At 64.3% G+C, this 24,166-nt stretch carries 21 protein-coding genes and 5 tRNA genes; 18 read left to right on the forward strand and 8 right to left on the reverse strand.

Annotated elements, in window-relative coordinates; translation table 11 throughout:
• Positions 1-471 precede the first annotated feature (471 nt).
• The 3 genes from ACZ52D_RS13525 to ACZ52D_RS13535 all read left to right on the forward strand — a co-directional run bounded on the left by ACZ52D_RS13525 (position 472) and on the right by ACZ52D_RS13535 (position 3,642).
• Positions 472-1,473, forward strand: a complete 1,002-nt coding sequence (locus ACZ52D_RS13525) for a DctP family TRAP transporter solute-binding subunit (RefSeq protein WP_222453514.1) — start codon at positions 472-474, stop codon at positions 1,471-1,473.
• A gap of 115 nt (positions 1,474-1,588) precedes the next feature.
• Entirely contained in the window at positions 1,589-2,266 is a 678-nt protein-coding gene (locus ACZ52D_RS13530) for a TRAP transporter small permease (protein ID WP_222453513.1), read from the forward strand.
• On the forward strand, positions 2,266-3,642 hold the full coding sequence (locus ACZ52D_RS13535; RefSeq protein ID WP_222453512.1) for a TRAP transporter large permease: 1,377 nt from the start codon (positions 2,266-2,268) through the stop codon (positions 3,640-3,642). Before ACZ52D_RS13530 ends, ACZ52D_RS13535 begins: the two co-directional genes overlap by 1 nt.
• Positions 3,643-3,728: 86 nt before the next feature.
• On the opposite strand, the gene tpiA is transcribed toward ACZ52D_RS13535, so the two are convergent.
• The 3 genes from tpiA to ACZ52D_RS13550 all read right to left on the reverse strand — a co-directional run bounded on the left by tpiA (position 3,729) and on the right by ACZ52D_RS13550 (position 5,492).
• The gene (tpiA, locus tag ACZ52D_RS13540; RefSeq protein WP_222453511.1) at positions 3,729-4,478 is read right to left on the reverse strand and encodes a triose-phosphate isomerase; all 750 of its coding nucleotides are present in this window, start codon (positions 4,476-4,478) and stop codon (positions 3,729-3,731) included.
• A gap of 141 nt (positions 4,479-4,619) precedes the next feature.
• Entirely contained in the window at positions 4,620-4,979 is a 360-nt protein-coding gene (locus ACZ52D_RS13545) for a HesB/IscA family protein (protein ID WP_222453510.1), read from the reverse strand.
• A gap of 150 nt (positions 4,980-5,129) precedes the next feature.
• Positions 5,130-5,492 carry an SUF system Fe-S cluster assembly protein gene (locus ACZ52D_RS13550; protein WP_222453509.1) on the reverse strand — a complete coding sequence of 121 codons (363 nt, stop codon included), beginning with the start codon at positions 5,490-5,492 and terminating at the stop codon, positions 5,130-5,132.
• A 264-nt stretch (positions 5,493-5,756) separates the two neighbouring features.
• On the opposite strand from ACZ52D_RS13550, the gene ACZ52D_RS13555 reads away from it, so the two are divergent.
• Positions 5,757-6,536, forward strand: a complete 780-nt coding sequence (locus ACZ52D_RS13555; RefSeq protein WP_464441632.1) for a hypothetical protein — start codon at positions 5,757-5,759, stop codon at positions 6,534-6,536.
• Positions 6,537-6,625: 89 nt separating this feature from the next.
• Here ACZ52D_RS13555 and ACZ52D_RS13560 read toward each other — a convergent pair whose 3' ends face one another.
• From ACZ52D_RS13560 to rimK, 3 genes are all read right to left on the reverse strand, one after another.
• Positions 6,626-6,904, reverse strand: a complete 279-nt coding sequence (locus ACZ52D_RS13560) for an NfeD family protein (RefSeq protein WP_417472428.1) — start codon at positions 6,902-6,904, stop codon at positions 6,626-6,628.
• On the reverse strand, positions 6,904-7,806 hold the full coding sequence (locus ACZ52D_RS13565) for an SPFH domain-containing protein (protein ID WP_464441633.1): 903 nt from the start codon (positions 7,804-7,806) through the stop codon (positions 6,904-6,906). The genes ACZ52D_RS13560 and ACZ52D_RS13565 overlap by 1 nt, the downstream gene beginning before the upstream one ends.
• Positions 7,807-8,014: 208 nt before the next feature.
• Positions 8,015-9,421, reverse strand: a complete 1,407-nt coding sequence (rimK, locus tag ACZ52D_RS13570) for a 30S ribosomal protein S6--L-glutamate ligase (protein WP_222453505.1) — start codon at positions 9,419-9,421, stop codon at positions 8,015-8,017.
• Positions 9,422-9,490: 69 nt separating this feature from the next.
• On the opposite strand from rimK, the gene tgt reads away from it, so the two are divergent.
• From tgt to lon, 4 genes are all read left to right on the forward strand, one after another.
• On the forward strand, positions 9,491-10,621 hold the full coding sequence (tgt, locus tag ACZ52D_RS13575; RefSeq protein WP_464441634.1) for a tRNA guanosine(34) transglycosylase Tgt: 1,131 nt from the start codon (positions 9,491-9,493) through the stop codon (positions 10,619-10,621).
• Between the two features lie 255 nt (positions 10,622-10,876).
• The gene (locus tag ACZ52D_RS13580; protein ID WP_464441635.1) at positions 10,877-11,959 is read left to right on the forward strand and encodes an alkene reductase; all 1,083 of its coding nucleotides are present in this window, start codon (positions 10,877-10,879) and stop codon (positions 11,957-11,959) included.
• Positions 11,960-12,097: 138 nt separating this feature from the next.
• Positions 12,098-12,769 carry a hypothetical protein gene (locus ACZ52D_RS13585; protein WP_464441636.1) on the forward strand — a complete coding sequence of 224 codons (672 nt, stop codon included), beginning with the start codon at positions 12,098-12,100 and terminating at the stop codon, positions 12,767-12,769.
• Between the two features lie 234 nt (positions 12,770-13,003).
• On the forward strand, positions 13,004-15,415 hold the full coding sequence (lon, locus tag ACZ52D_RS13590; protein ID WP_222453500.1) for an endopeptidase La: 2,412 nt from the start codon (positions 13,004-13,006) through the stop codon (positions 15,413-15,415).
• 308 nt (positions 15,416-15,723) lie between these two features.
• Here the strand turns inward: lon and ACZ52D_RS13595 are convergent, their stop codons facing one another.
• Positions 15,724-16,773: a Glu/Leu/Phe/Val family dehydrogenase gene (locus tag ACZ52D_RS13595; protein ID WP_464441637.1), complete on the reverse strand. Its 1,050-nt coding sequence runs from the start codon at positions 16,771-16,773 to the stop codon at positions 15,724-15,726.
• 132 nt (positions 16,774-16,905) lie between these two features.
• On the opposite strand from ACZ52D_RS13595, the gene ACZ52D_RS13600 reads away from it, so the two are divergent.
• The 8 genes from ACZ52D_RS13600 (at position 16,906) to ACZ52D_RS13635 (ending at position 19,518) form a co-directional block, all read left to right on the forward strand.
• The gene (locus tag ACZ52D_RS13600) at positions 16,906-17,361 is read left to right on the forward strand and encodes an Lrp/AsnC family transcriptional regulator (protein WP_222453498.1); all 456 of its coding nucleotides are present in this window, start codon (positions 16,906-16,908) and stop codon (positions 17,359-17,361) included.
• A 99-nt stretch (positions 17,362-17,460) separates the two neighbouring features.
• A tRNA-Val gene (locus tag ACZ52D_RS13605) sits at positions 17,461-17,535 on the forward strand.
• Between the two features lie 120 nt (positions 17,536-17,655).
• Positions 17,656-18,225 (forward strand): histidine phosphatase family protein, encoded by a 570-nt coding sequence (locus ACZ52D_RS13610; RefSeq protein WP_464441638.1) that lies wholly within the window; start codon positions 17,656-17,658, stop codon positions 18,223-18,225.
• A gap of 86 nt (positions 18,226-18,311) precedes the next feature.
• Positions 18,312-18,387 (forward strand) — tRNA-Val (locus ACZ52D_RS13615).
• Between the two features lie 199 nt (positions 18,388-18,586).
• Positions 18,587-18,663 (forward strand) — tRNA-Asp (locus tag ACZ52D_RS13620).
• Positions 18,664-18,747: 84 nt separating this feature from the next.
• Positions 18,748-18,824, forward strand: a tRNA-Asp gene (locus ACZ52D_RS13625).
• Between the two features lie 80 nt (positions 18,825-18,904).
• Positions 18,905-18,981 (forward strand) — tRNA-Asp (locus ACZ52D_RS13630).
• A gap of 141 nt (positions 18,982-19,122) precedes the next feature.
• Entirely contained in the window at positions 19,123-19,518 is a 396-nt protein-coding gene (locus ACZ52D_RS13635) for an acyl-CoA thioesterase (protein WP_222453496.1), read from the forward strand.
• Between the two features lie 230 nt (positions 19,519-19,748).
• Here the strand turns inward: ACZ52D_RS13635 and ACZ52D_RS13640 are convergent, their stop codons facing one another.
• Positions 19,749-21,140, reverse strand: a complete 1,392-nt coding sequence (locus ACZ52D_RS13640) for a M20/M25/M40 family metallo-hydrolase (protein WP_464441639.1) — start codon at positions 21,138-21,140, stop codon at positions 19,749-19,751.
• 378 nt (positions 21,141-21,518) lie between these two features.
• Between ACZ52D_RS13640 and hemA the strand changes: the two genes are divergently transcribed.
• Positions 21,519-22,754 carry a 5-aminolevulinate synthase gene (gene hemA / locus ACZ52D_RS13645; protein WP_417472409.1) on the forward strand — a complete coding sequence of 412 codons (1,236 nt, stop codon included), beginning with the start codon at positions 21,519-21,521 and terminating at the stop codon, positions 22,752-22,754.
• Between the two features lie 129 nt (positions 22,755-22,883).
• Positions 22,884-24,104 carry a helix-turn-helix domain-containing protein gene (locus ACZ52D_RS13650; protein WP_464441640.1) on the forward strand — a complete coding sequence of 407 codons (1,221 nt, stop codon included), beginning with the start codon at positions 22,884-22,886 and terminating at the stop codon, positions 24,102-24,104.
• Positions 24,105-24,166 lie beyond the last annotated feature (62 nt).

A 24,166-nucleotide genomic window follows, 5' to 3' on the forward strand; every position in this document is an offset into this window, starting at 1 on the left:
TTGCGGGTCACCCCTGCACCCAATGAGGAGGTGGTCTGAGGGGGCCGGTTCTCCTGTTGGTGCGGGGTGTCAGTCCGCACCGGTGTCGCGACGAAAGCCAGTATCGCAAGACCGGGTTAAGGAGCGGACACTGCGGCGTACGCTGCATGTGCAACAGGCACCGCGCGAGCATTCGCCCAAAGACCGGGCAGAGCGATTCTGCCAGTGAAACGATGGTTTATGTCATACGCTAACATTTGTGCGGATTTTCGCACAAAGCCCGAAATGGCCTGTGCGGGATTTCGCACAGCGGGCGCAGCCGCTGGCGGGGGTTTCCGGGGGTGGCCGGAAAACGCGTTGAAAAACAATATGAAATTGGCGTGTCACGTGATTCTCGAATCAACTGTTGAGCGGATTTTCGCAACTTGGGATGTTATGTGCGGGTTTCAGCCATGCTGCTGAACACAGCACTGCAATTCTGGGAGGAATGACATGAAGATGCTGACTGCTGCCGCCACCGCGATGGCGCTGACCGTGACCGCTGGTGCGGCAAGCGCTGCCTGCGACGACGGCGAGATCGTGGTGAAATTCAGCCACGTCACCAACACCGACAAGCACCCCAAGGGGATCGCCGCGTCGCTGTTGGAAAAGCGTATCAACGAGGAAATGAACGGCACCATGTGCCTGGAGGTCTATCCGAACTCCACCCTCTACAACGACAACAAGGTGCTGGAGGCGATGCTGCAGGGTGACGTGCAGCTGGCGGCACCGTCGCTCTCCAAGTTCGAGAAGTTCACCAAGCAGTTCCGCCTGTTCGACCTGCCGTTCATGTTCAAGAACATCGAGGCGGTAGATGCGTTCCAGGCCTCCGAGACCGGTCAGGAAATGCTGGATTCGATGCAGCGCCGCGGCCTGCAGGGTCTGGCCTACTGGCACAACGGCATGAAGCAGATGTCGGCGAACAAGCCGCTGCTGGCGCCGGAAGACGCCAACGGGCTGAAGTTCCGCGTGCAGTCCTCGGACGTGCTGGTCGCGCAGATGGAAGCGATCGGCGGCAGCCCGCAGAAGATGGCCTTCTCGGAAGTTTACGGTGCCCTGCAGCAGGGTGTTGTGGACGGCCAGGAGAACACCTGGTCGAACATCTACGGCAAGAAGTTCTTTGAAGTGCAGGACGGTGTGACCGAGACCAACCACGGCGTGCTGGACTACCTGGTGGTGACCTCGGTGGACTGGCTGGACAGCCTGGAGCCGGAGGTGCGCGAGCAGTTCCTGACCATCCTGAACGAGGTGACCGCGGTGCGGAACGCGGAATCCACCAAGGTCAACAACGAGGCCAAGCAGGCGATCATCGATGCCGGTGGCGTGGTGCGTGAGCTGACGCCCGAGCAGCGCGCGGTCTGGGTCGAGGCGATGAAGCCGGTTTGGGAGAAATTCGCAGGCGATGTCGGCCAGGACAAGATCGACGCCGCCCAGGCGATCAACGCAGGCTTCTAATCCGGCCCGCGGAATTTCAGACAGGCAGGGTGCCCCTTGGCGGGCGCCCTGCACCCGGCGCCGCGGCTTTGACCGGCGGCCCAACCAAGCAATCCAAAAAATTTGGGGGACTATCATGTCGGGGGCAAGAACCGGCCCAACCGGGCTACTCAATTCACTCGAAGAAACCCTGATCGCGCTGCTGCTGGGGCTGATGACCATCATCACCTTTGCCAATGTGATCGCGCGTTTTGTGTTTAATTCCAACATCCTGTGGGCGCTGGAGCTGACCGTGTTCCTGTTCGCCTGGCTGGTGCTGCTGGGGGCGTCCTACGCGGTGAAGGCACATGCGCATCTGGGTGTGGACGCCATCGTCAACATGCTGAACCCGGGCGCACGCCGGGCGGTGGGGCTGTTTGCCGCCGCCTGCTGCATCGTGTTCTCGCTGCTGCTGCTGAAGGGCGCCTATGACTACTGGGCGGTGTTCGCCGACCTGCCGCCGACCTCGGGGCGGTGGTTCCCGACCGGCTTTGACATGAAGGCCCGCAGCCAGAGCTTTTACGAGGTGCAGGACGTGCCGATGGTGAGCTTCCTGCGGTTTCTCGAAGACCTGATCAACTACGGCGATTCCTACGAGAAGCTGCCCAAGGTGGTGCCCTACGTGGTGCTGCCGGTGTCGACCCTGCTGCTGGTGGTCCGGTTCATCCAGGCGGCGTTCCAGATCGCCCGCGGCGAGGCCGACCGGCTGGTCGCCAGCCATGAAGTCGAAGATGAAATTGCAGAAGTGCAGGCGCAGCGCGGGGAGCATGACTGATGGAAGTGGTAATCCTCTTTGCGATGGTGATCGGCCTGTTGCTGATCGGGGTGCCGATCGCGGTGTCCCTGGGTCTCAGCTCGACCATCTTTCTGCTGATTTATTCCGACAGCTCGTTGGCGTCGGTCGCCGGTACGCTGTTTGAAGCCTTCGAAGGCCATTTCACCCTGCTGGCGATCCCCTTCTTCATCCTCGCCTCCAGCTTCATGACCACGGGCGGCGTGGCCCGGCGGATCATCCGCTTCTCCATCGCCTGCGTCGGCCACCTGCCGGGCGGTCTGGCGATCGCCGGCGTCTTTGCCTGCATGCTGTTTGCGGCCCTGTCCGGGTCGTCGCCCGCAACCGTGGTGGCGATCGGCTCGATCGTGATCGCGGGCATGCGCCAGGTGGGCTACTCCAAGGAGTTCGCAGCCGGTGTGATCTGTAACGCGGGCACGCTGGGCATCCTGATCCCGCCCTCCATCGTGATGGTGGTCTATGCCGCGGCGGTCGAGGTCTCGGTCGGGCGGATGTTCCTGGCGGGGGTGATTCCGGGCCTGATGGCCGGCCTGTTCCTGATGGTGACCATCTACGTGATGGCCAAGGTGAAGAACCTGCCCAAGGGCGAGTGGAAGGGCTGGGGCGAGATCATCGCGTCGGGCCGGGAGGCCGGTTGGGGCCTGTTCCTGATCGTGATCATCCTTGGCGGCATCTACGGCGGCATCTTCACGCCCACCGAGGCGGCAGCCGTTGCGGCGGTCTATGCCTTCTTCATCGCGAGCTTTGTCTACAAGGACATGGGGCCGCTCTCCAATGGTGAGGGCGAGGCCAAGACATCGCTGCTGAAGAAGCCGCATGCGCTGCTGACCGCGTTCCTGCACAGCGACACCAAGCACACGCTGTTCGAGGCGGGCAAGCTGACCGTTACGCTGCTGTTCGTGATCGCCAACGCGCTGATCCTGAAGCATGTTCTGACCGACGAGCAGGTGCCGCAGCATATCGCCAATGCTATGCTGTCGGCGGGTTTCGGACCGGTCATGTTCCTGATCGTCGTCAACGTGATCCTGCTGATCGGCGGCCAGTTCATGGAGCCGTCGGGCCTGTTGGTGATCGTGGCGCCGCTGGTGTTCCCGATTGCCATCGAGCTGGGCATCGATCCGATCCACCTGGGCATCATCATGGTGGTGAACATGGAGATCGGCATGATCACCCCGCCGGTCGGTCTGAACCTCTTCGTGACCTCGGGCGTTGCGGGCATGCCGATGATGTCCGTGGTGCGGGCGGCCCTGCCGTTCCTGGCGGTGCTGTTCGTCTTCCTGATCCTGATTACCTACGTGCCCTGGCTGTCGACGGTGCTGCCGAACGCGGTGATGGGACCGGAGATCATAACCAACTAGGTGCACATGTTCGTGCCCAAAAAAAACGCCCCGGGAAACCGGGGCGTTTTTTCATGCCTGCACAGGTTTGCACCTCTGCGTGTGGGTCAGGCGTTTTCCAGGGTTTCGATGATCGGAGAAAAATCCGCGGCCTTCAGGCTGGCGCCGCCGACCAGCGCACCGTCGACATTGGCGACGGCAAAGATTTCGCCCGCGTTGCCGGGTTTGACCGAACCGCCGTAGAGCAGGCGGATGCCATCGGCGATCTCGGCACCGAAACGGTGCACCAGCTCGGTGCGCAGGAAGTTGTGGACCTCGCCGATCTGCTCCAGCGTCGGCACCTTGCCGGTGCCGATGGCCCAGACCGGTTCATAGGCAATCACTGTATTGGCGGCAGTGGCGCTGTCCGGCACCGACGCGGCGAGCTGATCGCCAACGATCTTCAGTGTTTCACCCGCCTCGCGCTGCTCCAGCGTCTCGCCGAGGCAGATCACGGCGATCAGGTCTTCGGCAAAGGCGGCCTCGGCCTTGGCGCGGACCTGGGCATCGCTTTCGCCGTGGTCCGCGCGGCGCTCGGAGTGGCCCAGGATCACGGCGCTGGCGCCTGCATCCTTGAGCATGGCGGCGGACAGGTCGCCGGTATGGGCGCCCGCGGCCTCGGCGTGGCAGTCCTGGGCGCCAATGGCGATGGCACCGCCCTGAACCGCCTCTGCCGCCCGCGACAAGAGCGTGGCCGGGGGGCAGATCAGGATGTCGACCGCCGGATCCGCGTGACGCTCGCCGAGGTCCGCCAGTTCTGCCAGGCTTGCGCCGGTGCCGTTCATCTTCCAGTTGCCTGCTGCCAGTTTGCGCCGCATGGGGAAAGCCTCCGCTGATCTGTTTGGAGGAGACAGGTAACACCGGCGGGCGCGCGGCGCAATTCGCTTGCGCGCCTGTGGCGGCACGCAAAAAGGGCGGGGAAGACCCCGCCCGTCCGTGTCCGGCCCTGGCATGCCGGGTCAGCTGCCGGGCTGTTCCTTGAAGCTGATGGATTCACCGCAGCCGCAGGCCTCGGCCACGTTGGGGTTGTTGAACTTGAAGCCGCTTTCCAGCAGCGTCACTTCGTAGTCGATCTCGGTGCCGAACAGGAACATCTGCGCCATCGGTGCGATCAGGATACGGGCGCCGTCCTGTTCCACCACCTCGTCGTTGGGGGCGGCTTCGTCGACGTATTCCATGGTGTATTCCATACCCGCACAGCCGCCCTTCTTGACGCCGATGCGCAGGCCGGCATGGCCGTCTTTCTCCATCAGCTTGGCAATCTGGGCCGCTGCCTTGGGGGTCATGGTTACCGCCTGTTTGCCGGGGATGCCGAACATGAGAGATCTCCAAATTTCGCGCGTTACGTCTAACTTAGGCGCGGGGTGGTGCTGGCTCAAGGGGGGGGAGGCGGGGCGGGCCCCGCAGCGGACTGCGGAGCTGGCGGCAGCGCGCAAGGCCACGGGCGGAACCGCGGCCCGGGGCGCAGGTTACATGAAGCCCAGTTCCAGCCGGGCCTCGTCGGACATCATTTCCATGCCCCAGGGCGGCTCCCAGGTGAGTTGCACATCGACATCCTTGACGCCGGGGATCGGCGAGACGGCATCGACGACCCAGCCCGGCATTTCGCCCGCAACCGGGCAGCCCGGTGCGGTCAGGGTCATGATGATCTTGACCTCGTTCTCTTCGCTGATGTCGATGGTGTAGATCAGGCCCAGCTCGTAGATATTGACCGGAATTTCCGGGTCATAGACAGAGCGGCAGGCATCGGCCACCGCTTCGTAGAGCGGATGGTCGACGGAGGAGGGCGCGATCAGCGGGGTACCTTCGAGAGGTTCGGACGAGTTGGTCATGCGTGTTCCGGTCTGGTTTTCCGACCGTTTATATAGGAAACACCGGCTCCGGCGTCCAGTGGTGGCGGCGGCGCGGCGGGAACTTCCTGTCTGGCGGGTGACGGGAATTTGATTTCAGGGGGTTGCAGCACTAGATTGTGGCCCCCCTGCTGAACCGGCAGGCAATCGGGCCAGGCGGCGCGGGGGATGCGTGCGGGCAAGAGCCAACGGGGTGCCACGGGGCGGCTCCGGCGAGACGATTGCGCCGCCGCACCGGGAGGTGCCATGACCATGCCAGTTGTCCAATCCAGAGCCCGGCGAGCGAAGCGGCCCGCCTTGGCGGCGCTGGTGATCGTGGCTTCGGGACTGGCCGCGGAGCGCGCAGAGGCCGAACGGATCTGGCAGTTTCAGCTGACACCCATGGTGCAGGCCGGGTCGGTGGAGGGGGTCACCGAACTAGGGCTGCCGGGCCGCGACCTGTCGATTGATCCGGGCGATATGCTGGACCCTTTGCGGGCCGGAGGCGTGCTTGAGTTCGAGGCGCGCCATCGCAGCCGCCTCGGCTTTCGGCTGCGCTACACGGTGCAGGATGCCGATGGGCGCGGCGGGGGCGGCGTGGTGGTCGACTATGACCAGAACATCGGCGAGGCGGTGGTGACCTACCGGCTGGGCCGCATCGGCCCGGAGGCGGCCAGCGCCCGCGATCGCCTCGAGGTGTTCGGGGGCATCCGCCATTGGGACGTGGATGTGCAGGAGGCGGCTCCCGGCAGTTTGCGCCGCAGGGCCGACTGGAGCGATGCGATCGTCGGCCTGCGCTGGCAGCGCCGCCTGAGGCCGGGATTGAGCCTGCTGCTGGAGGGCGATATCGGCGGGCTTGGGGGGAGCGATCACAGCTGGTCGGCGACCGGCGGGGTCGTTTTCGACCGCTGGCAGCGGGCGTCGGTCTACGTGATGTATCGCGCTCTTGGTGTAGACTACGAGGACGGCCAGCGCGGTACGGCGGGCTATTTCCGTCACGATACCGTCAGCCACGGGCTGCTGGCCGGGGTGGGTATCCGGTTCTGACACCCCCGGCTGTGCGAGAGGTGAGGGCCTGTTCCAGGCCGGGCAGGCTGCCCCCAGCGTGTCGCCGGGCGGGGCAGCCGGCGCGTTTGTCAGTCGTTGATGTCGTGGTCAAAGGTCTTGACCTGCCCCTTGGGCAGGGCGAACAGGCGCCGCAATATCAGCCAGGCCACCAGCGACAGGGCGGCGAAGACCAGCAGCAGCGGCGACAGGCCGATGCTGCCGCCGCCCAGCAGCAACAGCGCGGTCACGGCCGCGGCGCCAATGGCAAACCCGAGGAACACGAAACCGGGCACCAGGACCTCGAGAATGGCGAGCACGAGCGCCGCGGCGCCCCAGACCCACCACAATGCCCAGAACTGGTCCGCCATCACTTGCCGCCTTTCAGCAGTTTGAAGGCATCGCCAAAGGCTTCCAGCGCGGCCGAGGGCAGCACGATGGTCTGCTTGCCGTCACCGTTGCCGAGCGCGTTCAGCGCTTCCACCTGTTTCAGCGCCACCTGGTACTGCGCCGCTTCGATGCCGTTGTCGGCGATTGCCTTGGCCACCACCCCGGTGGCATAGGCTTCGGCCTCGGCCTGGATGCGGCGGGCCTTGGCGGTCTGCTCGGCGGCATAAAGCTCGGCATCGGCGGCCAGCTCGACGGCGCGTTTCTGGCCCTCGGCCTTGGTCACCTCGGCGCGGCGGGCGCGCTCGGCGTTGAGCTGCTGCAGCATTGCATCCCGGGTGGCCTGGTCGAGGTTCACATCGAGGATCTCGGCACGGGTGACTTCGATGCCCCAATCGTCCACGGCACTTTCGACGCTGCGCTTGATCTCGGCGATCAGCTGGGCGCGGTTGGACTGCACCTCGTCCAGATCCATCTTGCCGATCTCGGCGCGCACGATGCCCGCCACCGTGGTGGAAATCGCGCCATCGACGTCGCGGATCCGGTAGACGGTCTTTTCCGGCTCGAGGATGCGGTAGAACACCGAGGTGTCGATCTCGACCAGCACGTTATCCTTGGTGATCGCGTCCTGGGTGGCATTGGGCAGCTGGCGTTCGAGGATCGAGACCTTGTGGCGCACCACGTCCAGGAACGGCACGATGAAGTTGATGCCGGGGCCGAGCACCGCGTGCAGGCGGCCGAAGCGTTCGATCACGAACTTCTGCGACTGGGGCACGATGCGGATGCCCTTGAGCACCACGATGACGAGCAGCAGCGCGCCCAGCAGGTAGAGGATGTTGTCAGCCAGCAGGGTGAGGAAAATGTCTTCGGCTTGAAAATCGTTCATTCAGATGTCCTTTGGTTGCCGGGCGTTCTCTGCCCGGTGGCGGCAGGCGGAGCGGGGGCTGTCGGCCCGAAAAGGCTGGCATCGGCTGGCCCCGAGGGGGCGTGCCCGGCAGCGGTGTTCTGCCTCTGCCGGGTACAAGTTATGGCGGTGGCGGCGGGGGACTGGCAAGCCCGGAAATGTCCCCCAACCGCAGGATTTGGCGCGATTGTCAGCCCGCAGACCCGGGCTTGCGCCGCCGCAGGGGAGCCGGTCGTACCCGGTCCTCGATCTCGTCGAGGATCAGCCCGGCGATGTTCTTGCCCGAGGTTTTCTCGATGCCTTCGAGACCGGGGGAGGAGTTCACCTCCAGCACCTTGGGGCCGCTTTCGGAGCGCAAGAGGTCGACGCCCGCGACGTTGAGGCCGAAGGCCCGTGCCGCCCGCACCGCGGTGGCGCGTTCCTCCTTGGAGATGCGCACCGCAACCGCGCTGCCGCCCAGATGCAGGTTGGAGCGGAAATCGCCCTCGGCGCCGGAGCGCTTCATCGCCGCGACCACCTTGTGGCCGACCACGAAGCAGCGGATGTCCTCGCCCGCGGCCTCCTTGACGAATTGCTGCACCAGGAAATTGGCGCGCAGCCCGCGGAAGGCGGTGATGACGCTTTCCGCGGCCTTCTTGGTTTCTGCCAGCACCACGCCTTTGCCCTGCGTGCTTTCCAAGAGCTTGACGATCAGCGGCGCGCCGCCGGCGATGCCGATCAGATTGGTGGTGTCCTTGGGCGAGGCGGCAAAGGCGGTGGCAGGCATGCCGATCTTGTGGCGCGCAAGGATCTGATGCGCGTGCAGCTTGTCGCGGCTGGCGGTGATCCCGGCAGAGCCGTTGACGCAGAAGGTGCCCAGCGTTTCAAACTGTCGCAACAGGGCGGTGCCGTATTGGGTGACCGAGGCGCCGATCCGCGGGATCACCGCGTCAAAGCGCGGCAGCCGCTGGCCGTCATAGTGAATTTCGGGGGCCAGCGTGTTGATCGCCATGTAGCAGCGGGTGGTGTCGATGATCTCCACCGTGTGGCCGCGCTTTTCGCCTTCCTCGATCAGGCGGCGGTTGGAGTAGTTGCTCTCGCGGCTGAGGATGGCGACGCGCAGGGCCCGCGGCGGCGCGGCCTTGCGGATGTCGGCGGAGGCATAGACGGAATAGTCCAGCTGCGGCTGGCAGAAGCGGTCGGAGGGATCCACTGTCACGTTGTCCAGCGCCTGGCGTCCCAGCAGCATATGCAGGGCCATGCCGCGGCGGTCGGTCAGGGTCAGTTCGACCGGCCAGCTGCGCCCGGCCACCTCGAGGGCGGTCTCGATGACGAAACGCATCTCGCTTTCCCCGTTGGAGGAGGTCACCTCGCGGCGGTCCTTGATGACCGCCGAGCAGGGGATCTCAAGGTCGTACTGGCCGGGAATGGGGTGGACGATGAAACGCACCTTTGGTGCGGCAACCGGGCCGAAGGTTTCGATCTCGGTGGCATGCAGGGACGAGGTCCGGGCGCCTGTATCAACCTTGGCCCGCAGCGCGGGCAACCCGAGGTCGGGCAGGCTGATCCATTCTTCCCAGCCCAGTTTGAGTTGCGGCGCCGGGTCTGCTGTGGACATGCGCGGGGCTCCTTGGCATTAGGGGGAATCACCGGTTTGCCGGTGTGATGGTAACGGCAGGAACACGAGATGGCAGAGCTTTTCAACTTTGAACTGAAGGCAACCGACGGCAAGGCGCGTACCGGTGTTATCAACACGCCACGGGGCGAGATCCGTACCCCGGCGTTCATGCCCGTGGGCACCGCTGCCACCGTCAAGGCGATGTTGCCGGAGAGCGTTCGGGCCACCGGTGCCGATATCCTGCTGGGCAACACCTACCATCTGATGCTGCGCCCCACCGCCGAGCGCATCGACCGGTTGGGCGGTCTGCACAAGTTCATGAACTGGGAGCGCCCGATCCTGACCGACTCGGGCGGGTTCCAGGTGATGTCGCTGGCCGGGCTACGCAAGCTGACCGAGAAGGGGGTGACCTTCAAATCCCATGTCGACGGCTCCAAGCATGAGTTGACGCCGGAACGGTCGATGGAGATCCAGCGCTTGCTGGGCTCCGACATCGTGATGTGTTTCGACGAATGCCCGGCGCTGCCTGCCGATCGCAAGCGCATCGCCGACAGCATGCGCCTGTCGATGCGCTGGGCCGAGCGCAGCCGCGAGGCGTTTGGCGACCGTCCGGGGCACGCGCTTTTTGGCATCATGCAGGGCGGGCTGGAGAAGGATCTGCGCGAGGAAAGCGCCGAGGCGCTGAAGAAGATCGGGTTCGAGGGCTACGCGGTGGGTGGCCTCGCCGTGGGTGAGGGGCAGGAGGCGATGTTCGAGTGCCTCGATTATGCGCCCGGTTTCCTGCCCGAGGACAAGCCGCGCTACCTGATGGGCGTGGGCAAGCCTGACGATATCGTCGGCGCGGTGGCCCGTGGCATTGACATGATGGACTGCGTGCTGCCGTCGCGCTCGGGGCGGACGGGGCAGGCGTTTACCCGCTACGGCGTGGTCAACATCAAGAATGCCCGCCACCAGGACGACCCGCGGCCGCTGGATGAAAACTGTTCCTGCCCTGCCTGCAGCAGCTATTCCCGCGCCTATCTGCACCATGTGTTCCGCAGCAACGAGATGATCTCGGGCATGCTGCTGACCTGGCACAACCTGCATTACTTCCAGGAGATCATGCAGGGGATGCGGGATGCCATCGCGGCGGGCACGTTCGAGGCCTGGCAGAAGGACTTCCACGAGACCCGCGCCCAGGGCGATATCGAGCGGTTGTGATCCGGACTGGCCCAAGGCCGAGGTACATCGCTTCTTTCGTGAACGACTGAATGGCCGCCCCTCGGGGCGGCTTTTCACGTTCCGGCAGCGCATCATTTTCTGCTGTTGCCAAAGCCCCGGGGCGGTAGCCGGGCAAAAAAGTCCGCCCGCATGTAACATTCCTGAGACTGGAGGGTTGAAACTGCGGAACGGCATGCACAGCTCCTTTCGGGCAACATTCCTGTTGCTGGAAACTTTGATCGGAGGGACTACCCCGTGACCCAAGAATTGTTTTCCGCCAGCACTGCTGGCGCAATCGAGTTGAAGAACCGGATCGTCATGGCGCCGCTGACCCGTAACCGGGCTGATGACCAGACCGGTGAAGTGCTGGACCGGCATATGGAATATTACGCCCAGCGGGCGGGCGCCGGATTGATCATCACCGAGGGCAGCCAGGTCAGCCCCGAAGGCAAAGGCTATATCCAGACTCCGGGCATCCACACGGCGGCGCAGGCCGCTGCCTGGCGCAAGGTCACCGACGCGGTCCACGCCAAGGGCGGCAAGATCGTCATTCAGCTGTGGCACGTCGGGCGGATCACCCACGAGTCGCTGCTGCCCGCAGGCACCCCGGCGGTCTCGTCGACCGATGTCGCGGCGGAGGCACAGATCTTTACCCATGACGGGTTCGTGCCGACAGCCAAGCCGCAGGCGCTGAGCCCGGAGGGTATCCAGCGGGTCGTTTCGGATTACGTGCAGGCGGCGAAATACGCCAAGGAGGCAGGCTTTGACGGTGTCGAGTTGCATGCCGCCAACGGCTACCTGCTGGAGCAGTTTCTGAAGGATGGCGTGAACACCCGGACCGACGCTTATGGTGGCTCTCCCGAGAACCGCGCGCGGTTCCTGTTCGAGGTTCTGGACGGTCTGCTGACGGTCTGGGAGGCGGGCCGCATTGGCCTGCGCCTGTCGCCCTTCGCGACCTTCAACGACGTGTCGGACAGTGACCCGGTGCGCCATTACACGCCGCTGATCGAGCGTCTGAACGGTTATGGGTTGGCCTATCTGCACATGATCGAAGGGGACACCGGCGGAGCCCGCGAGGGGGATTTCGAGACCCTGCGCAAGCTCTACACCGGCACCTACATGGCCAACAACGGGTATGATCGCGATCTGGCGCTGGCGCGAACCGCGTCCGGCGAGGCGGATCTCGTCGCCTTTGGCCGCCCCTTTATTGCCAACCCGGATCTGGTGGCCCGGCTGGCAGCAAACGCGCCGCTGAACGAAGGCAACCCCGAGACCTACTATGGCGGCGGGGATGAAGGGTTTATCGATTACCCGACCTTGCCGCAGGCAGCGGAGTAGACCCCGGCAGTTTGCCATCCTTTGAACGGGCGGCCGGGCTGACATGCCCGGTCGCTGTCGTTTCGGCAGGGGGCGCTGCATTCACCGGTTGTGAAGGTCTCGGCTGGTAGCATTGCGCCAAAAGCGGGGAGGATTGCGATGTTCCGGTATCAGGCCTTAGTCGTTGCGGCTGTGCTGGGCGGCAGTTCAGCCGGTCTTGCGCAAACCGCAGAGACCGCACAGACCGTGCAGACGGCGCCGGGGTCGCTGGCGGAGGCGTCCAGCTTCTTCAAGGCACCCGCCCTCGATGGGTGCCGCATACCCCTCGAGGATCTGGTCAAGGGCGGTGCGCAGGCGCTGCGGGGGCAGTGGATCCTGCGCAAGGGGCCGGGCGAGATGGCCGTGCCGGCGGCGGGCCGCATCCACATGGAACCCATGCCGCAGCGCAGTGGCGAGCTGGTGAACCTCACCTTCCGCAACGGCCGCCTCGTAGTGGATTCCCCGGTGGCCGGGATGCTGCCGATCTCGGTCCGGGATCGCGCCCCTCCGGAGCCGGGCAGCGGTTTGCGCGCAGCCAGCGTCGGACGCGGCGATCTGCCGGAAGGGGCGGAGGTGTTTCTCGACGAGGTGGCGATCGGGCGTCTGCCCTGCGGCCCGGATCAGCTGCTGCAATTACGGTTGCAAGCGGCGCTGGATACGGCCACCCCCGAGCCCCGGCGCGCCGATTATCGCTTGTTCCTGATCGACGCCACGCGCATCAGCGGCACGTACCGTGAAACCGGCCCCGCAGGTCACATCACCCGTGGCCTGGTGACGCTGGAGCGCCCCTGATGCGCAAGTCGCAGGCGACATGCCCGCTTGACGGTCTCGTTATTGCTTTGCTCACCGTTTCCCCATTTGCGCCCTTGTGATCCGGCGTCGGTGCGGGCAAGGTGAGCCCCAACCTGGCAGCAGGGCAGTTGAAAATCTTCGACAGCCCCACCAGATATAGACATCCAATGAGGAGACGGGCCAAAGCTGCCGATGACCGGGGCCGGACCGTCTTGCCAAACCAAAGGACCGAGTATGCAAGAGCCACTCAATTCCTCCTACCCAGTCCTGCCGCTGCGCGACATCGTGGTGTTCCCCCACATGATCGTGCCGCTGTTCGTGGGCCGGGAAAAATCGGTGCGTGCCCTGGAAGAGGTCATGGCGGATGACAAGCAGATCCTGCTGTCCAGCCAGATCGACCCGGCCGAGGACGATCCCGAAACCGATGGCATCTACACCGCTGGCGTGCTGGCCAATGTGCTGCAGCTGCTGAAACTGCCCGACGGCACCGTCAAGGTGCTGGTCGAAGGCCAGACCCGTGTGAAGATCACCGAATTCCTGGAGAACGACAGCTTCTTCGAGGCCAAGGCCGTCGAGCTGACCGAGATTCCGGGCGACGTGACCACCACCGAGGCGCTGGTGCGCACCGTGGGAGACGAGTTCGAGCGCTACGCCAAGGTGCGCAAGAACATCCCCGAGGAAGCGCTGTCCGCCGTTGGCGAGACCACCGAACCGGCCAAGCTGGCCGACCTGGTGGCGGGCCATCTGGGCATCGAGGTCGACCGCAAGCAGGAACTGCTGGAAACCCTCAGCATCAGCGAACGCCTGGAGAAGGTCTACGGGCTGATGCAGGGCGAAATGTCGGTCCTTCAGGTCGAGAAAAAGATCAAGACCCGCGTCAAGTCGCAGATGGAGAAGACCCAGCGCGAGTACTACCTGAATGAGCAGATGAAGGCCATTCAGAAGGAACTCGGCGATGGCGAGGACGGCTCTGGCGAGATCCAGGAGCTGGAAGAGAAGATCGCCGCCACCAAGCTCTCCAAGGAAGCGCGCGAAAAGGCCGAGGCAGAGCTGAAGAAGCTCAAGAACATGTCGCCGATGTCGGCGGAAGCCACCGTGGTGCGCAACTACCTCGACTGGATGCTGTCGATCCCGTGGGGCACCAAGTCCCGCGTCAAGAAAGACCTGGCCCGCGCCCAGCAGATCCTGGATGCGGATCACTATGGTCTGGAGAAGGTCAAGGAACGCATCGTCGAGTACCTGGCGGTGCAGCAGCGCTCGGCCAAGCTGAAGGGGCCGATCCTGTGCCTTGTCGGCCCTCCGGGCGTGGGTAAGACCTCGCTGGGTAAATCTGTCGCCAAGGCGACGGGGCGCGAGTTCATCCGCATCTCGCTGGGTGGCGTGCGCGACGAGTCCGAGATCCGCGGCCACCGCCGCACCTACATCGGCTCGATGCCCGGCAAGATCATCCAGGCGCTGAAAAAGGCGAAGACCACCAACCCGCTGATCCTGCTCGATGAAATCGACAAGATGGGGCAGGATTTCCGCGGCGACCCGGCCTCGGCGATGCTGGAGGTTCTGGACCCTGAACAGAACAGCACCTTCATGGACCACTATCTGGAGGTCGAATACGACCTCTCGAACGTGATGTTCCTGACCACCTCGAACAGCTACAACATGCCCGGGCCGCTCCTGGACCGGATGGAGATCATCCCGCTGTCCGGCTACACCGAGGACGAAAAGCGCGAGATCGCCAAGCAGCACCTGATCTCCAAGCAGGTGAAGAACCATGGCCTGAAGGCCAAGGAATTCGAGCTGACCGAGGAGGCGCTGACCGAGATGATCCGCACCTACACCCGCGAGGCGGGCGTGCGGAACCTGGAGCGCGAGATCGCCAAGGTGGCGCGGAAGTCGCTGACCAAGATCGTCAAGAAAGAGGCCGAAAGCGTGACCGTCACGCCCGACAACCTGGACGAATTCCTGGGCGTGAAAAAGTACCGCTATGGCCTCGCCGAAAAGGAAGATCAGGTCGGTGTCGTCACCGGGCTGGCCTATACCTCCGTCGGCGGCGAGCTGCTGTCGATCGAGGCGCTGCGTCTGCCGGGCAAGGGGCGGATGAAGACCACCGGCAAGCTGGGCGACGTGATGAAGGAGTCGATCGAGGCGGCGTCGAGCTACGTGCGTTCGATCAGCCCGCAGATCGGCGTCAAGCCGCCGCGCTTTGACAAGCTGGACATCCACGTCCACGTCCCCGATGGCGCCACCCCCAAGGATGGCCCCAGCGCCGGTCTGGCGATGGTGACCGCCATCGTTTCGGTGCTGACCGGCATTCCGGTGCGCAAGGACATCGCCATGACCGGCGAGGTCACCCTGCGCGGCAATGCCAGCGCCATCGGCGGTCTGAAGGAAAAGCTGCTGGCAGCGCTGCGCGGCGGTATCAAGACGGTGCTGATCCCGCAGGAGAACGAGAAAGACCTGCCGGATATCCCGGACAACGTGAAAGAGGGGCTGGAAATCATCCCTGTCTCCCATGTGTCCGAGGTGCTGGAACATGCGCTGGTTTCCAAGCCCGAGCCCATCGAGTGGGACGAAGAGGCCGAGGAAGCCGCTGCTGCCAAGGCGGCGCTGAAGGAACAGGGCGACGGCGCCTCTGCCACCGCCCACTGATACCGGGTTGCCCGGTGCTCGTCCTGTTGGCGGGCCGGGCGGGGCAGGCTGCGGCCTGCCACCAGATCCTACCCGTGCAAAAAAGAGGGCGGCCCCGTCGTGGGCCGCCCTTTTCAGGTGTTCTCTTCCGTTCTGGCCCTTCTGTGACGGGGCGTCGTTATTCGCTTGTCTGGCGGCGGAGGCGCCGGACCGGTTGCCCGGCCCGGCACGCTGGCGACCCCGACAGGGCAACCAGCCGCGCCTGAAGCCGGGACGAGGGAGGCGCCGCCGGGCCGCAGGCTGTTTGACAGGGCGGGGCGCGGCGGCGTTCAGGCCGCCTCGCGCGCCATCCGGGCCTGCACGGTGGCGATGGCGACCGCGTCCGGGCTGGTATTCTCGACCCGCGCCTGGTTGAGGATGGTGGCTAGGGTGGCGTCCAGCGCGGCCAGTTTTTCGGCCACGAAGCCGGCCCGGTCCGAGATCTTCAGGATTTCCGTTGCGACATTGATGATTCCGCCACCGTTGGCGACGAAATCGGGCGCATAGAGGATGCCACGGTCATGCAGCGCGGCACCGTCCGCCGGTGTGGCGAGCTGGTTGTTGGCGCCGCCTGCGACGATGCTTACCTTCAGTTGCGGGATCGTCTGGGCGTTCAGAATGCCGCCGATGGCGCAGGGCGCAAAGATGTCGGCCTGCACGCCGTAGATTTCCTCGAGCCCGACGGGGCGCGCGTCGAATTCCGCCACGGCCTTTTCAACCCGGGCGGCGTCGATATCGGTCACCACCAGTTTGGCGCCTGCTTCGAAGAGGAACTGGCAGAGGTACCAGCCGACATGCCCCAGCCCCTGAACCGATACGGTGAGCCCGTTGAGGTCGCGGCTGCCGTGCTTGTGCGCCTGCGTGGTGCAGATGGCGTTGAAGATCCCGCGCGCGGTCACCGGCGAGGGGTCGCCGCTGGCGAACTCACCATCCGGCAGACCGGCGACGCAGCTGGTTTCCTCGGCCAGCAGGGCCATGTCGGCCGGGGTCATGCCCATGTCCTCGGCGGTGATGTAGCGCCCGTCCAGCGTGTTGATGGCGCGGGCGAAGGCGCGGAGCAGCTCCGGCGATTTCTGCGCCGTCGGGTCGCCGATGATGACCGCCTTGCCGCCGCCCAGCGGCAGACCGGCTGCGGCGTTCTTGTAGGTCATGCCCTCGCTGAGGCGCTTGACGTCGGTGAGGGCCTCGTCCTCGGAGGCATAGGGGCGCATGCGCAGCCCGCCAGCTGCGGGGCCGAGCAGGGTGGAATGGATGGCGATATATCCCACCAGTCCGATAGAGGCGTCCTCGACGCGGACGATTTCTTCATGGGTGGTGGATGCAACGGCGGTCACGGACATCTGGACAGTTCCTCCTCAGGGTGCCGGAATACTAGTCTGGTCGCAGAGCCGGTTTTCACCAAAAATGTCTGCTCGAAAGGGCAGTTTTGGTGGTAGGGTGTCATCTGAAAGAGAATTTTGGAGGAAATCGGCGTGGATTCGATTGATCGTAAGATCGTGGCAGCCTTGCAGCGCAATGGGCGGCTGCGGATATCGGAGCTGTCGTCCATGGTCGGCCTGTCTCCGACGCCCTGTGCGCGGCGGGTGGCTAACCTCGAGGAAAGCGGTGTCATCAGCGGCTATTCGGCCCGGGTGGACCAGGCCAAGCTGGGGCTGCCGGTGACGATCTTCGTGGCGGTGGAGCTGGAGCGGCAATCGCGGGACGCATTGATGGCCTTTGAAAACGCGGTGCGCCGGTTCGACCAGGTGATGGAATGCTACCTGATGACCGGCACCCGGGATATCCTGCTGCGGGTGGTGGCGGAAGATCTTGCCGACTTTGACCGTTTCCTCGAGGACCGGCTGATGCGGGTGCCGGGGATTCGCAACACGCGATCGAGCTTCACCCTGCGCACGATGATTCAGCGGGATGCGCTGCCCAGTTGCTGAGTGCTGTTGGCGAGAGCCGATAAAATTGCGCGTCGGGTAAAATTTCTTCCCCGGACCCTCTTGCAGAGGCCGCGGCCTGCGGGTAATACCCTGCCTCACGGGTGATTAGCTCAGTGGTAGAGCGCTTCGTTCACATCGAAGATGTCAGGAGTTCAAATCTCTTATCACCCACCATCTTTCTGTAAGGCGCTCCCTGAAAAAGGTTGAGCGCCTTTTGCTTTTGCGCCTGTTGTTTCCGGCTTCCTGTTGCCTGTCGCTGCCGTTACCACTGTGAGGGCAAACAAGGAGGCCGCCATGCCCTTTCCAAAGATCTGGCTGTTGCGTCATGGACAGACCCACTGGAATGCCGAGCGCCGCATCCAGGGACAGTTGGAATCACCGTTGACCCAGCTGGGAATCGAGCAGGCGCGTCGTCAGGCGCAATTGATGCGGCCCTATCTGACGCCGGATCTGCGCTGCTTCGTCTCTCCGCTGGGGCGCGCGCAGCAGACTGCGGACATTGCGTTGGGCGGTGCCCCGTATGAAACCGATCCGAGGTTGGCCGAGGCCTATGCGGGCGAGTTGCAGGGCATGACCCTGTCGGAAGTCGAGCGCACCTACCCGGAGATCTATGCCAACAACCCGCAGAATCTGGACCTGTTCTGTAATGCGCCGGGCGGCGAGGGGTATGAGCGCTTTCACGGTCGCATCCTCGCCTTCATGCAGTCGCTTGAAGGTCCGTCGGTCGTGGTGGCCCATGGGCTTCTGGGGCAGGTCATGCGGGGAATTGCCTGCGGGCTGACGCGGGACCAGATGGCGGCGCTGCCGAACGGGCAGGGGTGCGTGTATGTTCTGGAGAACGGCCAGGAAACGGTCCTGGCCTAGGCCGTCGGTCGGTGCGTTCGCGGGGCAAAAAAATCTTCTTTTTCCTCTTGCGTCCGCCAGCGCCATTGTCTAAATCCCCGGCCAACGGGTCGTTAGCTCAGTTGGTAGAGCGCTTCGTTTACACCGAAGATGTCGGGAGTTCGAGCCTCTCACGACCCACCATTCTCCCTATTTTCGACGACTGAACGCATACGCCTTCACGGGTTTCGTGGAGGCGTTTTTTGTTTTGTTTCAGGGGTTTGGGGGTGGGTTTGGATTTTTTTCCAGGAAAGTTCCGAAAAAGGCAAAACACGGCTTGACGGTGCGCAGGGTGGCGCATATTACAGCCCAACATTCAGCAGCGATGCTGAAGACGCAGCGGGCGGTTGTAGCTCAGTTGGTTAGAGTACCGGCCTGTCACGCCGGGGGTCGCGGGTTCGAGCCCCGTCAACCGCGCCACTGCTGCGCCCCTGTTCCGGGGTTGAAACGGAACCCGCCCCGGAGGGGAATTGGACTGGAAACGGTCCGCCGCAAGGCGAAAATGCGGTTGTAGCTCAGTTGGTTAGAGTACCGGCCTGTCACGCCGGGGGTCGCGGGTTCGAGCCCCGTCAACCGCGCCACTTTCGCCCGCCGCCCTGACGTTTCAGGGTCCGCCCCGGAGGGGACATCGGCCAGAGATGGCCAGCCGAAAGGCCCATGCGCGGTTGTAGCTCAGTTGGTTAGAGTACCGGCCTGTCACGCCGGGGGTCGCGGGTTCGAGCCCCGTCAACCGCGCCACTTTCCCCACTTCTCCAGGAATTTGCCTGTTTTGATGGCACCGAGGCGCTTCGCTTTCGGGTGTTTCGTCGCTTGGCTCTTTCGTCTGCTGTGCGCGGCTGCAATGCTGGGGATAGCCCCGTTTGCGCCAGGAGACAGTAGATGAGCCAGCAGATGCAGCCGCCCGAAACCCAGCCCACGCTGCGCGTGATCGCGATGCCCACCGATACCAACCCGGCGGGCGACATCTTTGGTGGCTGGCTGATGAGCCAGATGGACCTTGCGGCGGGAACCATCGCCGCGCGGGTCTCCAAGGGCAGGGCGTCGACGGTCTCGGTCGAGGAGATCCAGTTTCACCGCCCGGTGCTGGTGGGGGACGAGGTGTCGCTGTTTGCGGAAATGCTGAAAATCGGGCGCACCTCGATGCGCATCCGGGTGCGGGCCTGGCGCCGGGCCCGCCATCAGGAGGAGACCCAGCAGGTGACCGAGGCGATTTTCACCTTCGTGGCGCTGGATGAAAACGCCCGCCCGAGGCCGGTGATCCGCGACGCAGGCTGAACACCGGTACGCGGGTGTAAAAAAGCCCCGGCCGAAGCCGGGGCTTTGTGGCTATCAAGACGGCACCTGGGGTGCCTCAATCCGACGCCGTCTACTTGCGCGACAGCGCGTCGAGAACCCTTGCCCAGGAGCGGATGCCCTTGTGGAGTAAGGCCCGTTCAGGAAACGCTCCGGGGGAGCGTTTCAGGGTCGAACGGGCGGAGCCCTTCAGAGCTTCCACCTGCGGCGGCTTACTTCCGCGACAGCGCGTCGAGGACCCGCGCCCAGGAGCGGATGCCCTTGTGGAAGCTCTCCAGGTCGTATTTCTCGTTCGGCGAGTGGATCGCGTCATCTTCGTTGGCAAAGCCGATCAGCATCGCGTCCATGCCGAGGATCGACTTGAAATAGCCCGCCACCGGGATCGAGCCGCCCATGCCCGAGAACACCGCCTCGCGGCTCCATTCGTCGCTCAGCGCGCCGCGGGCGGCTTTGAATTCGGGGCGGGTGGTGTCGATCACATAGGCGGGGGAGCCTTCGAGGTCCACGTCCCAGGTGACGGTGCAATCGGCGGGCAGCCGGTCCTCGACGTGTTTGCGGATCTTCTGGCGCAGCGCGTCGGGGTCCATGTCGCCGACCAGGCGGCAGGTGATCTTGCAATGCGCCTGCGCCGGGATCACGGTTTTCGAGCCTGCGCCCTGGTAGCCGCCCCACAGCCCGTTGATCTCCAGCGTCGGGCGCGCCCACTGCTGTTCCAGCACCGAGTATTTTTTTTCCCCGTGCGCTTGGGTGTAGCCTGCGTTGGACAGGTAGTCCTGCTCGTCAAAGCCGCAGCCCTGCCACTGGCGCAGTATGTCCTCGGGCACCTCGTGCACGCCCTCGTAGAAGCCGTCGACCGCCACGGCGCCGGTCTCGGGATCGTGGAACGAGGCGATGATATGCGAGATCTCGCGCAGCGGGTTCAGGCCCGGGCCGCCGTAATGGCCCGAATGCAGGTCGATGCGCGGGCCGGTCAGGGTAAATTCATCCTTCAGCATGCCGCGCAGCTGCGATGCAATCGACGGCACCCCGCGCGACACCATCGAGGTGTCGCAGATCAGCGCGATGTCGGCCGACAGTTCTTCCTTGGCGGCCTCGAGGAAGGGGATCAGCGAGGGCGAGCCGCTTTCTTCTTCGCCCTCGAAGAAGAAGGTGATGCGGCAGGGCAGGGAACCGTTCACCGCCTTCCAGGCGCGGCAGGCCTCGACGAAGGTCATCAGCTGGCCCTTGTCGTCCGAGGCCCCGCGGCCGCGGATCACGGTGCCGTTCGGGGTTTCCTCCAGCTGGGGTTCGAACGGCGGCGTGTTCCACAGGTTCAGCGGATCAACCGGCTGTACGTCATAGTGGCCGTAGAACAACAGATGCGGCGCGTCGCTGTTCTCCTCGCCGACATGGCCCACGACCATCGGATGGCCGGGCGTTTCGCGTTTTTCCGCCTTGATGCCGATGCTGTTGAGGTCGGCCACCAGCCAGTCCGCGGCCTTGTCGCACTCGGCCTTGTAGGCAGGATCGGTGGAAATCGACTGGATGCGCAGCAGGTCCAGCAGCCGGTCGGTTGCTGCGCTCAGATCTGCGTCGATGCGGTCCAATACGTCGTTCAATGCCATTCTCGTGGTCTCCTTCCTGGCCGGACGCGCCGGCGCTGGTGTCGTTTTGCCGCGGAGCCTAACAGCGTGCCCCGGCAGGGGCCAGAGGCTGCAAACAACCGCTGGCGCTGCCTTTCCTGGGCTGCCCGGCAGTGCGGCAGGCAATGCGGGCGTGCGACGCACCGTCACAATCCGGCGCGCAGGCGGCAGGAGTTCTTGCCGACACATGCAATAAGTTCTATTTGACCTGCATCAATGTCGCGCAGCCGGGCCTGGGCGTATGGAGTTGATCGGAAGGGGCAGCTGCGGTAACCACGTCGCCAACGTGAATGTGGCCGCATCGCCAGAAGGCAGTGCCCTGAACACAGCCCCGCGTGTTCCTCTGGAACACCTTTAGCTATGGAGATGCCGGTGGACTATACCGCGAAACTGGACGCAGCGATTGCCAGCCTTCATGACGAGGGCCGCTACCGGACCTTCATCGACATCGAGCGCAAGAAGGGCCATTTTCCGCATGCGGTCTGGTCGCGTCCAGACGGCAGCCAGCAGGATATCACCGTCTGGTGCGGCAACGACTACCTGGGCATGGGCCAGCACCCGGTGGTGCTGCAGGCCATGCATGAGGCGATCGATGCGACCGGTGCAGGCTCGGGCGGCACCCGCAACATCTCCGGCACCACGGTCTATCACAAGCAGCTAGAGGCGGAACTGGCGGACCTGCACGGCAAGGAAGCGGCGCTGCTGTTCACCTCTGCCTATATCGCCAATGACGCGACGCTTTCGACTCTGCCCAAGCTGTTCCCGGGCCTGATCATCTATTCCGATGCGCTGAACCATGCCTCGATGATCGAGGGCGTGCGCCGCAATGGCGGGGCCAAGCGCATCTTCCGCCATAACGACGTTGCCCATCTGCGCGAGCTGCTGGAGGCGGACGACCCCAAGGCGCCCAAGCTGATCGCCTTTGAGTCGGTCTACTCGATGGACGGCGATTTCGGCCCGATCGCCGAGATCTGCGACCTGGCCGATGAGTTCGGCGCGCTGACCTATATCGACGAGGTCCATGCGGTCGGCATGTACGGCCCGCGCGGCGGCGGCGTGACCGAGCGGGACCGTCTGGCGCATCGCATCGACATCATCAACGGCACCTTGGCCAAGGCCTATGGCGTCATGGGCGGCTATATCGCGGCCTCCGCCAAGATGTGCGATGCGATCCGCTCCTACGCGCCGGGCTTCATCTTCACCACCTCGCTGGCACCTGCGGTGGCGGCAGGGGCGGCGGCCTCGGTTGCGCATCTGAAGCAGGCGCAGGAGCTGCGCGACAAGCATCAGGAACAGGCCAAGGTACTGAAATTGCGCCTGAAAGGGCTGGGCCTGCCGATCATCGATCACGGCAGCCACATCGTGCCGGTGATCGTCGGCAACCCGGTGCATACCAAGGTGCTGTCCGATCATCTGCTCGAGGATTACGGCATCTACGTGCAGCCGATCAACTTCCCGACCGTGCCGCGTGGCACCGAGCGGCTGCGCTTCACGCCGTCGCCGGTGCATGGACCGCGCGAAATTGATGCGCTGGTCAACGCGATGGACGCATTGTGGTCGCATTGTGCGCTGAATCGTGCCGAACTTGCCGGTTAACACACTGATCAGTGTAATTTTACGCTGCGTGTGTTACGCTGTTGTCAATCAATACGTGGATTTGAGTCGCAACTGTGATTCTTTCACCACTCGGGGACGATTGCGGCAGGCATTTATGGGACGGCAGGCATGATCGGGCGCTTTACTCAGCGCAAGCATGAAGAGCATGACAAACCGGCGGAACCCAAGGGTTTTGACGATTTCGAGCTGCGATTGGGCGACATGATGCGCGGGGAGCGCGCCACCATGGGCAAATCGCTGCTGGATGTGCAGCGAGAATTGCGCATCAAGGCCTCCTACATTGCCGCCATTGAAAATTCCGATCCTTCCGCCTTTGACACCCCCGGCTTCATCGCCGGTTACGTGCGGTCCTACGCGCGATATCTGAACATGGATCCGGAAGAGGCGTTCAACGCCTTCTGCCGGGAAAGCGGCTTCAGCGTTGCCCATGGCATGTCGGCCGAGGCCTCGGGGCGGAGCAAGGCCGGCGCTGCGCCGCGGGTGCGCTCCACCGGGCTGGGCGGTGATGCCTTCACCGGCTCTGCAACCCCTTATGTGCCTGCACCCAGCAGCCTGCTGAGCCAGATCGAGCCGCGCGCCATCGGATCGCTGATGGTGCTGGTCGCCCTGATCGGCGGCATCGGCTACGGCGGCTGGTCGGTGCTGAAAGAGGTGCAGCAGGTGCAGTTCGCCCCGGTCGATCAGACTCCGGCGGTTCTGGCGGATCTCGACCCGCTGAACAGCGCCGTTCTGCTTGGCGAGGAGGGCACGCAGGATCCGGCGGCCGAAGCGCTGGATCGCCTCTATCGACCGCAGGCGCTGGACGTGCCGGTGCTTGTCGCGCGCGATGCGCCGATCGCGACGCTGGACCCTTCCAGCCTTGGCAATTTCGCGGCACCCGAACCGCCCAGCCTTGCACTTGCCGAGGCGAGCCTGCCGCATGATGCGACAGTCGCCGGGCCGCATCAGCCGGTGCCGCAGGTGGTTGCAGAGGTCAAACCCGGCGTCGAAATGGTGGCCGTGCGGCCGTCCTGGGTGCAGGTTACCGCGGCGGATGGCAGCGTGATCTTCGAAACCATCATGGATGCAGGCCAGCGCTTCCAGGTGCCTCTGACCGAGGATGCACCCAAGTTGCGCACCGGCGAGAGCAGCGCCATCTACTTTGCTGTCAACGGGGAACATTTCGGCCCCGTCGGCAAGCGCGGCCAGGTCTCCAAGAACATCGAACTGTCGATGGATGCGATCACCAGCCGCTTCGAACTGGCTGATCTGGCGGATGACCGGAACCAGGCGCTTGCGACCTTGGTGGCACAGTTGCAGGCGCAGCCCGAAACCCAGCCGGGCGAGTAACGATTTCATGAAACCTGCGGGCTTTTGGCGGCTGCCATTGCAGCTCCGCCCGCCTGCGCGTA

The sequence above is a fragment of the Leisingera sp. S2M4 genome, assembly GCF_055398055.1.